At 74.5% G+C, this 8,742-nt stretch carries 8 protein-coding genes and 1 pseudogene; 7 read left to right on the forward strand and 2 right to left on the reverse strand.

Annotation, left to right across the window (positions count from 1 at the left end):
• The first annotated feature begins 195 nt into the window (after positions 1-195).
• The 7 genes from ACFUEL_RS29095 to ACFUEL_RS29125 are packed head-to-tail and all read left to right on the forward strand — an operon-like array spanning position 196 to position 7,153.
• A complete protein-coding gene (locus ACFUEL_RS29095) occupies positions 196-1,347 on the forward strand; it encodes an acyl-CoA dehydrogenase family protein (RefSeq protein ID WP_380239749.1) in 1,152 nt (383 codons plus the stop codon).
• Positions 1,348-1,369: 22 nt separating this feature from the next.
• Positions 1,370-2,671: a GNAT family N-acetyltransferase gene (locus ACFUEL_RS29100; protein WP_380239750.1), complete on the forward strand. Its 1,302-nt coding sequence runs from the start codon at positions 1,370-1,372 to the stop codon at positions 2,669-2,671.
• A complete protein-coding gene (locus ACFUEL_RS29105) occupies positions 2,658-3,131 on the forward strand; it encodes a type II toxin-antitoxin system RatA family toxin (protein ID WP_380239751.1) in 474 nt (157 codons plus the stop codon). The genes ACFUEL_RS29100 and ACFUEL_RS29105 overlap by 14 nt, the downstream gene beginning before the upstream one ends.
• Positions 3,128-4,501 (forward strand): aspartate aminotransferase family protein, encoded by a 1,374-nt coding sequence (locus tag ACFUEL_RS29110; protein ID WP_380239752.1) that lies wholly within the window; start codon positions 3,128-3,130, stop codon positions 4,499-4,501. The genes ACFUEL_RS29105 and ACFUEL_RS29110 overlap by 4 nt, the downstream gene beginning before the upstream one ends.
• Positions 4,488-4,811, forward strand: coding sequence for an acyl carrier protein (locus ACFUEL_RS29115; RefSeq protein ID WP_380239753.1), 324 nt, complete (start codon positions 4,488-4,490; stop codon positions 4,809-4,811). The genes ACFUEL_RS29110 and ACFUEL_RS29115 overlap by 14 nt, the downstream gene beginning before the upstream one ends.
• Positions 4,808-6,058 (forward strand): beta-ketoacyl-[acyl-carrier-protein] synthase family protein, encoded by a 1,251-nt coding sequence (locus ACFUEL_RS29120; RefSeq protein ID WP_380239754.1) that lies wholly within the window; start codon positions 4,808-4,810, stop codon positions 6,056-6,058. Before ACFUEL_RS29115 ends, ACFUEL_RS29120 begins: the two co-directional genes overlap by 4 nt.
• 57 nt (positions 6,059-6,115) lie before the next feature.
• A complete protein-coding gene (locus ACFUEL_RS29125; protein WP_380239755.1) occupies positions 6,116-7,153 on the forward strand; it encodes an SDR family oxidoreductase in 1,038 nt (345 codons plus the stop codon).
• A gap of 66 nt (positions 7,154-7,219) precedes the next feature.
• Here the strand turns inward: ACFUEL_RS29125 and ACFUEL_RS29130 are convergent, their stop codons facing one another.
• Positions 7,220-8,182 carry a glycoside hydrolase family 11 protein gene (locus ACFUEL_RS29130; RefSeq protein WP_380239756.1) on the reverse strand — a complete coding sequence of 321 codons (963 nt, stop codon included), beginning with the start codon at positions 8,180-8,182 and terminating at the stop codon, positions 7,220-7,222.
• Positions 8,183-8,627: 445 nt separating this feature from the next.
• Positions 8,628-8,742 (reverse strand): annotated as a pseudogene (locus ACFUEL_RS29135) (1,4-beta-xylanase); the annotation flags it as partial.

Raw genomic sequence — 8,742 nt, forward strand, 5'->3', positions numbered from 1 at the left:
TTCTTCGGTCGTCACAACCCGAATGCTGGACACCCTTCCTGCATGTCCGAAGCAGAACCAGCAAAACCAGCTGACTTCGGAACTACTCGTCTAGCCGACCGCGTCGTTCAGTCCCGTCCCGTCCCGTCCCGCCGCACTGAGCCGTACCGAACCGAACCGCGCCGAGTCGTCCCGTCCCTTCGGAAGGACCAGCACGTGAACTTCCTGCACCGCGAACGCGCCGAACTCGAAGCGTTCATGCCCGGGTTGGACCGGGCGCTGGCCGCCTGCCCGCTGGCCGAACTGGAGCGGACGCCCAGCCCGGCGATCGCCGCGTTCCGGGAGGCCGGCGGCCCCGGACTGCTGGTGCCCGCCGCGTACTCCGGCGCCGGCGCCACCGCGCTGCAGGCCGTCCGGGTGCAGCGGGCGGTCGGCGCCCGCTGCCCCTCGCTGGCGGTGGCCACCACCATGCACCACTTCTCCGTCGCGGGGCTGGTCGCGGCCGCCGCGTACGGTGCCGAACCCGGTGCCGAGTGCGGCGGCGGCCTGGAGGGGGTGCTGCTGGAGCGCGTCGCCAAGGAACGGCTGCTGGTGGCCTCCGCGTTCGCAGAGGGGCGGCCCGGCCAGAACATCCTCACCCCGCACCTGACCGCCGAGCGGCGCGGCGACCGGATCGTGCTGAACGGCAGCAAGAAGCCGTGCAGCCTCTCCCGCTCGATGGACCTGCTGACCGCCTCCGTCGCGCTGCCCGGCCCGGACGGCGTGGAGCGCCTCGCCGTCGCGCTGATCCCGGCCGACACCCCCGGCGTCACCGTCCACCCGTTCTGGGGCAGCCCGATCCTGGCGGGCGCCGAGAGCGACGAAGTCCGGCTCACCGACGTCGAGTTGGACCCGTCCATGGTGGTCCCCACCGAGGTCACCGCCGACGCCGTGCCGGACGCGCTCAACGTCGCCGGCTTCCTCTGGTTCGAACTGCTGCTCACCGCCGGCTACCTCGGCGCGGCCAGCGCCCTGGTCGAACGGGCCCTGCGGCGCCCCGGCGGCGAGGCCGACCCGACCCCGTACCTCGTCCCGGTCGAGGGCGCGGTGCTGGCCGTGGAGGCCGTCGCCCGCGCGATGGCCGACGAACCGTGGGACGAGGCGCTGCTGGTCCGGGCGCTGACCGCCCGCTACGCCGCGCAGGACGCGATCGCCGCCACCACCCGGGCCTGCCTGGAGGCGCTGGGCGGGATGTCCTTCGTCAACTCCCCGGACGGCTCCTACCTGGCCTCCGCCGCCACCGGACTGGCCTTCCACCCGCCCGCCCGCGCCAGGATGGCCCGCCCGCTGCGGGAGCACCTGGACGGCCGCCCGCTGCGGATCGGCTGAACCGGTGCGGCGGTCGGAACCGGTGCGGCGGTCGGAACCGGAGACGGTACGGGGAACGGCGCGTCCGGAGCGGGGCCGCTACCGGGTCGAGGTGCTGCGCGGCATCGCACAGGTGCCGCCCGACCTGTGGGACCGGCTCGCCCCGGCCGACGACCCGATGTGGTCCCGGAGCGTCTTCGCGGCCCTGGAACGCGGCCGGGTCGGGCCCGCCGGGTACGCCTACCTGACGGTGCGCCGGGACGGCGAACCGGTCGCGCTGCTGCCGCTGAGTCTCTTCCCCGACCTCGCCCTGGACCGGATCGTCGGCCCGGACGAGCGCCGCCGCCTCGCCCCGCTGCGCCGCCTCGCCCCCCGCCTGCTGCGGGTGCCGATGCTGCTCTGCGGCCACCTGCTCGGCCAGGGCCACCTGCTGGCACCGCAACCGCTCGACCCGGCCGCCGGACGGCTGCTGGTCGCCGCCGTCCTCGACCTCGCCCGCCGCGAACGGCTCGGCACCGTGCTCTTCAAGGACTTCACCGGCCCGGACCTCGCCCCGCTGCGCGCCCCGCTGACGGAGGCCGGGTTCTTCCTCGCCCCCGCCCTGCCCGACACCGAACTCGCCCTTCCCACCGACTCGTTCGAGGAGTACCTGGCCGCCCTCCCGGCCAAGCCCCGGCGCAACGCCCGCGCCAAGATCCGCCGCTTCGGCTCCCAACCCGGGCTGCGGATCGAGGTGTTGGCCGACTTCGACCACCTGCTGCCCCAACTCCCGCCCCTCTACCGGCAGGTGATGCAACGGGCCGACCAGACCCTCGACGTCCTGGACGGCGCCTTCCTGGCTGCCGTCGCCGCCGACCCGGACAGCCGCCTGGTGGCCTGCTTCGAGGACGGCCCGGCGGGGGCGGACCTGGTCGGCTTCCTGCTCTGCCTGTTCGCCGGGAACGGCGCGACCGGCGCCCGGATCGGCCTGGACTACCGCCTCGCCCACGACAGCGCGATGTACCACAACCTGCACTACGCGGCCGTCCGGCTGGCCATGGCGACCGGCAGCCGGCACATCCGCTTCGCGCAGACCGCGTACCCGCCCAAGGTGGAGATGGGCTGCGCCCTGGTCGAACAGTGGCACGCGATGACCCACCTGCGCCCGCTGCCCCGCGCCCTGCTGCGCCGCCTGTTCCCGCCCGCCCTGGCCGCCGCCCGGACCCGGGCGCTCGGCCCGCACGCCGACCGGCTCCCGTCCCGCCGGACCCCACCCGCTCCCGCCCCCGCTCCCGCTCCCGCCCCCGCTCCCGCCCCCGCTCCCGCCCGCCGTCCCGCAGAGAGGCCGTCAGATGCCGCACGTTGAAGTGGAGCTGCCCGTCGCCGCGGCGCCCGAGGACGCCTGGCCGGTGGTGGTCGACGTCCTCGGCTACCCGGACTGCATGGACAGCGTCGACTCGGTCGAACTCGTCGAGCAGCCCGACGAACGGCACCGCACCACCGCCTGGTCGGTCCGGTTGCAGGGCTCGGTGCTGCGCTGGGTCGAGGCCGAGGTGATCGATCACGCCGCGCGCCGCTTCGACTTCGAGCAACTCACCGGTGACCTGGGCGAGTTCGCCGGCCACTGGGCGGTGCGCGCCGCGCCCGGCGGCGGCAGCACCGTCGCACTGCACGTCGACTTCGACATCGGCATCCCGCTGCTCGCCGAGATGCTCAACCCGGTCGCGGCGGACGCCCTGCGGGACAGCGCCGCGCAGATGCTCGACGCCCTGGAGCGGCGGATGACGCGGCCGCGGCCCACGACGCTGGAAGGGGCCGCCCGGTGACCACCACCCTCCCCGGCCCGGACACCGCCGCCCCGGCCGCCGCCGCCGTCGTCTTCGACCGGCTGCGCCGCCACCTCTCCCCGAAGCTCGCCCTGACCGGCGGTTTCGCCGGCCGCGGCGCCGTCGAGTCGGTCGCCGAGGGCTGCCGGGTGACGCTCTCCGACGGCCGCACCGCCCTGGACTTCGGCTCCTACGCGGTCACTCTGCTCGGCCACCGCCACCCGGCGGTCACCGCCGCCGTCCGCGCCCAACTGGACGCCATGCCCACCGCGACCCGCAGCCTGGCCAATCCGGTCACCGCCGAGGCGGCCGCCCGGCTCAGCGGGTACCTCGGGGACGCGCTCCCCAAGGTCTACTTCGGCCTGAACGGCGCGGACGTGGTCGAGGTGGCCGTCAAGCTGGCCCGGCTGGCCACCGGCCGCCCCCGGGTGCTGGCGGTCCGCGGCGGCTTCCACGGCAAGTCGCTGGGCGCCCTCGCGCTCACCCACAGCCCGCTGTACCGGCGCGGCCTGCTCGGCTGCGAGGTGGACGTCGTGCACGTCGACGCCGAGGACCCGGCGGCGGTGGGCCGGGAGACCGCGTCCGGCGAAGTGGCGGCCGTCGTCCTCGAACCCGTGCAGGGCGAGAACGGCGCGCTGCCGCTGCCCACCGAGGTGCTGCGGCAGTGGTGCGCGGACGCGGCCCGGGACGGGGCGTTCGTGATCGCCGACGAGATCCAGTGCGGTCTGCGCCGCTGCGGCGCCCGCTCGGTGGCCCTCGCCGACGGCCTGCCGGTGGACGCGGTGCTGCTCGGCAAGCCGCTGGGCGGCGGGGTCGTCCCGCTCTCCGCCCTGCTGTGCTCCGAGCGCCTGTACGCGCCGCTGGCCGCCGACCCGTTCCTGCACTCGGCGACCTTCGGCGGCCACCCGCTGAGCTGCGCCGCCGTCCCCGCGGCGCTCGACGCGATCGAGGAACTCGCCGACCACGGAACGGAGTTGGCCGCCCGGTTGGACGCCGTGCTGACCGGCCTGCGGGAGCGCCACCCGGAGGTGGTGCGGGCCGTGCCCGGCCGCGGCCTGCTGCGCGGCATCGACTGCGCCTCCCCGCAGGCCGCCGGCGCGGTGGTGCTCGAACTCGCCGCCACCGGACTGCTGGTCTCGCCCTGCCTGAGCCGCCCCACCACCGTCCGGCTGCTGCCGCCGCTGATCACCACCGACGCCCAACTCGCCGAAGCGGAAGGCATCCTGGACGCCGCACTGGCCGCCGTCCCGGCCGCCGCCCGCACCACCACCACCCGCACCGCCCCGGCCGCCGTACCGGACACCGCTCCGGACACCGCCCGCACCGCCCGCACCGCCACCGAAGGAGGGCACCCGGGTGCTCACACGTGAGGAACTCGCCACGACGGTCCGGACGGTCATCTCCGACGTCCTCGGCACCGAACCGGAGGAACTGCGCGAACGGACCAGCCTGGCCGACGAGTTCGGCATCGACAGCCTCGAACTCATGGAGATCGGCGCCCGGTTGGAACGCACCCTGCGGCTGCGGATCGACCCGGACGACCTGCTCTCGGCCCGCGACGTCGGCCACGCCGTGGACCTGCTGCACGCCCGCGCGGCCGACCCGGCCGCCGCCGCACCCGGCAGCCGCACCGCCGACGCGGTGATCAGCCTCAACTCGCCCGCGGGCGGCCCCGCGTGAGCGAGCACCGGCACCCCTCGGGCGGCCACCGGGTCGTCGTCACCGGCATCGGCCTGAAGACCCCCGCGGGCAACACCCTCGACGAGGCGTACGCCGCCGTCCTGTCCGGCAAGCCCGCCGCGACCCGCCTCGACCGCCTGGCCGAGGCCGGCCTGCCCGTCCAGATCGCCTGCCTGGTACCGGAGTTCGACACCGATCCGTACCTCAGCCGGCGCGAGGCCCGGCAGATCGACCGCCCCGCCCGGCTGCTGCTGTGCGCCGCCGCCGACGCGCTCGCCGAGGCCGCGCTGCCCGCCGACCAGCCGCGCGAGCGGATCGGCGTCCAGATCGGCACCGGGATCGGCGGCCTCACCAGCATGGAGGAGGCCACCGCCGGCTACGTCCACCGCCCCCGCGACCTGCCCGTGCACACCGTCCCGCGCACCATGGCCAACTCGCCCGCCTGCCGGGTCGCGCTGCGCCACGGCTTCCAGGGCGTCTGCACCACCTACTCCAGCGCCTGCGCCAGCGGCGGCACCGCCCTGGCCGCGGCCGCCCGCCGGATCCGGTACGGCGAACTGGACGTCGCGGTGGCCGGCGGCGTCGACGCGGCCGTCAGCACCGTCGTGGTCGGCTCCTTCGCCCGGATGCGCGCCCTGTCCCAGCGCAACGACCAACCCGCCCTGGCCAGCCGCCCGTTCGACGCCGACCGGGACGGCTTCGTGATGGGCGAGGGCGCCGTCGTCCTGGTCCTCGAACGCCGGGAGGCCGCGCTGGCCCGAGGCGCCCGGATCCACGGCGAGATCGCCGGCTACGCCGAGAACTGCGACGCCTTCCACATCGCCGCCCCGCACGAGGACGGCGAGGTCGCCGCCCGCTGCATGCGCGCCGCCGTCGCCGACGCCGGGCTGGGCCTCGCCGACATCGGCCACATCAGCGCCCACGGCACCTCCACCGTCCCCGGCGACCGCGCCGAGGCCCGCGCCGTCGCCCGCTGCTACGGCGCCGAGCCGCCGCCCGTCACCGCGATCAAGGGCGTCACCGGCCACCTGATCGGCGCCGCCGGGGCGCTCGCCGCCGCGATCGCGCTGCGCTGCGCCGCCGACGGGCTCGTCCCGCCGGTCGCCAACCTGTGCCGCAGCCCCGAGGCCGACCTGGTCGACCTGGTCCACGGCATGCCGCGCGCCGTCGCCCCCGCCCCCGTGCTCGCCAACGCCTTCGGCTTCGGCGGCCAGAACGCCTGCCTGGTGCTCGCACCCCCCACCTGACCGCCTCCGACCACCTGACCGCTTCCGACCACCTGACCGCTTCCGAGGGAGCCTCCCATGCGCGTCCTGCTCACCGGGGCGACCGGTGTCGTCGGCACCGAACTCGCCCAGCGGCTACCGGCCGCCGCCCTCGCACAGGGCCGCCCGCTCGACCTCGTCCCCGTCGCCCGGCGCGGCGACACCGCCGTGCACTGGCGGATGGGCGCCGAACCCCCGCCCCCCGAACTCGCCGGCCACTGGGACGTCATCGTGCACGCCGCCGCCAGCACCCGCTGGACCCTCGGCCGCGACGAGGCCACCGCCGCCAACCTCGAACCGCTGCGCGCCGCCCTCGCCCTCGCCGACCGGGACACCCACCTGGTGCAGGTCTCCACCGCGTACGTCGGCGGCGAACGCAACCCCGAGGACCTGCGCGGCCCCGAGTTCGAGGGCTACCGCAACGGCTACGAGTGGTCCAAGGCCCGCTGCGAGGAACTCGCCCGTGACCTCCACCCCGGCCCGCTCACCCTGGTCCGCCCACCGCTGGTGGTCGGCCGCCGCACCGACGGCGCGATCGCCCGCTTCTCCGGCCCCTACACCATGATCCAGGCGCTGGTCTCCGGCACCGCCGCCGTGGTCGTCGGCGACCCGGCGGGCCACGCCGAGATCAGCCCCGTCGACGAGGTCGCCGCCGCGCTCACCGCCGCCGTCCTCGGCCCGCCCCCGGAGCGGCCCCGCACCGAGGTGATCGCGGCCGGTCCCGACAGCCTCGACCTGGACACCCTGCTCGACGTCATCCACGACACCCTCAACGCGTTCCGCGCCGCCCGCGGCGTCGCCCCGCTCGCCCGGCCGCCGCTGGTTCCCACCGAGCGCTGGAACCGCTTCTTCCTCCCGCTCGCCGACCGGTACCTCTCCCCGGTCCAGAGCCAGGCCGTCAAGCTCCTGGCCATGTTCCAGAGCTACACCGGCATGCGCCGTCCCTTCGCTCCCACCTGGAAGGTCACCGACCCCGCCGGCGCGATGGCCACCGCCGTCCGCCACTGGGCCGAACGCCGCCCCCGCCTTGCCCTGGCCCGCCCCGAACCCTGGACCCTCCTCGGCTCCGGTCGCTGAGCGCCCCGGTCGCTGAGCACACCGTCCGGTGCGCCCAACGGCCGGGGCCGCGGGGGGAGTCGGGGATCAGCCCTGGCTGCAGCTGACGGTGGGCCAGGTGGTGGAGCCGTTCTTCGTGATGGTCATGCCCCAGTTGTTGCCGGAGCCGTTGGGGGTGGCGACCAGGGTCTGGGCGTCGGGGTAGCTGGCGTTGACGTTCCAGGTGGCGCTGACCTTCTCGGGGGAGGGCACCTTGACGGTGACCTTCCAGGTGCTGGAGCCGGTGACGCTGACGTTCAGGTTGTAGCGGTCGCTCCAGGAGGAGCCGGCGGAGAGCGTCGCGCTGCAGCTCCCGCCGGTGCCGCCGCCGGTGCCGCCGCCGCCCGTGCCGCCGCCGCCGGTGGAGGAGCCCAGGGTGATGTTGGAGCTGCCGCTGCTCTGGTAGCCCTCGGTGGCGAGGATCTCGTAGTTCATGCTGCCGAGGTTCATGCCGTGCTGGGCCCAGGCGTCGAAGTGGTTGCCGACGGTGATGGTGCCGCCGGTGCGCTTGGACTGGCGGACGCTCCAGTACTGGTTGAAGGTCTTGTTGCCCTCGATGGAGGGGGCGTTGTAGCGGGTGGTCTCGTAGATGTCGTAGGTGCCGCCGTCGCTGGTGACGGTGCCCTTGTAGGTGCCGGTGGGCTTGTAGGAGCCGTAGTTCTCGACCACGTAGTACTCGACCAGCGGGTTGGTGGTCCAGCCGTACAGCGACAGGTAGGCGTTGCCGTTGGTGCTCCAGGTGCCGGAGTACGTCACGGGGTTGCGCGAGCCGGTGCTCCAGCCCTTGCCGGCCACGAAGTTGCCGACGTTGGTCCAGGAGGTGCTGTAGTTGCCGCCGCCGTTCACGGACATCGAGGACGAGCCGCTGCCGTCGCTCCAGAACGAGTAGAAGTACCCGCCGTCGTTGCCGGTCTGGTTGTTGGTGATGGTCGCGGCGTCGGCGGTGCCGGGGAGCAGGACGACGGCGGCGAGGGCCAGCGGGAGCAGGCGGGCCTTGTGGGGGATCTTCACGGGGCGATCCGTTCTGTGGATGGGGTGGGGGAGCGGAGGCCGTGGGGGTTCGGCGACAGTGTTGGACGGTGCCGGACGGGCTGTCAACGGTTTCGACAGAGTTTCCGAATGCGTCGGTTGTCGGTGAGTTGAGCAGTCGTCAGGAAAACTGCTGGTCAGAAGTGTTGTTGCCAGGCAGAAGCGGGCGCAGTCGAATGCCGGGCGGGCGCGTTCGATGGCGCTCGGCGGCACGGTGCGGCACAATTTTCGGAGACAGGGCTTCGAAAATTTCGAAGCCGAGGACGGCCGGGCCGGGCCGGGGGCCGGCGGTCGGGGTCGCGGAATTCGGATCTGCGGGAGCGGGGCCGAGCGGCCGCCGGAGCCGTGGAAATACGTACACGGCTGATCTCTTCCCGCTTTTCCGCGCGCCCGGGGAAAAGCGTTTTCCGGCTGCCCGGAATGCGGTTCAGGAGGTGGTGCAGCTGACGGTGGGCCAGGTGGTGGAGCCGTTCTTCATGATGGTCATGCCCCAGTTGTTGCCGGAGCCGTTGGGGGTGGCGACCAGGGTCTGGGCGTCGGGG

It is taken from the genome of Kitasatospora sp. NPDC057198 (assembly GCF_042670125.1).
GTDB lineage: Bacteria > Actinomycetota > Actinomycetes > Streptomycetales > Streptomycetaceae > Kitasatospora.

Coding starts and splice junctions, on each gene's coding strand:
- ACFUEL_RS29105 (WP_380239751.1), top strand. CDS start 2,658: ATGCCGCACGTTGAAGTGGAGCTGCCCGTCGCCGCGGCGCCCGAGGAC.
- ACFUEL_RS29125 (WP_380239755.1), top strand. CDS start 6,116: ATGCGCGTCCTGCTCACCGGGGCGACCGGTGTCGTCGGCACCGAACTC.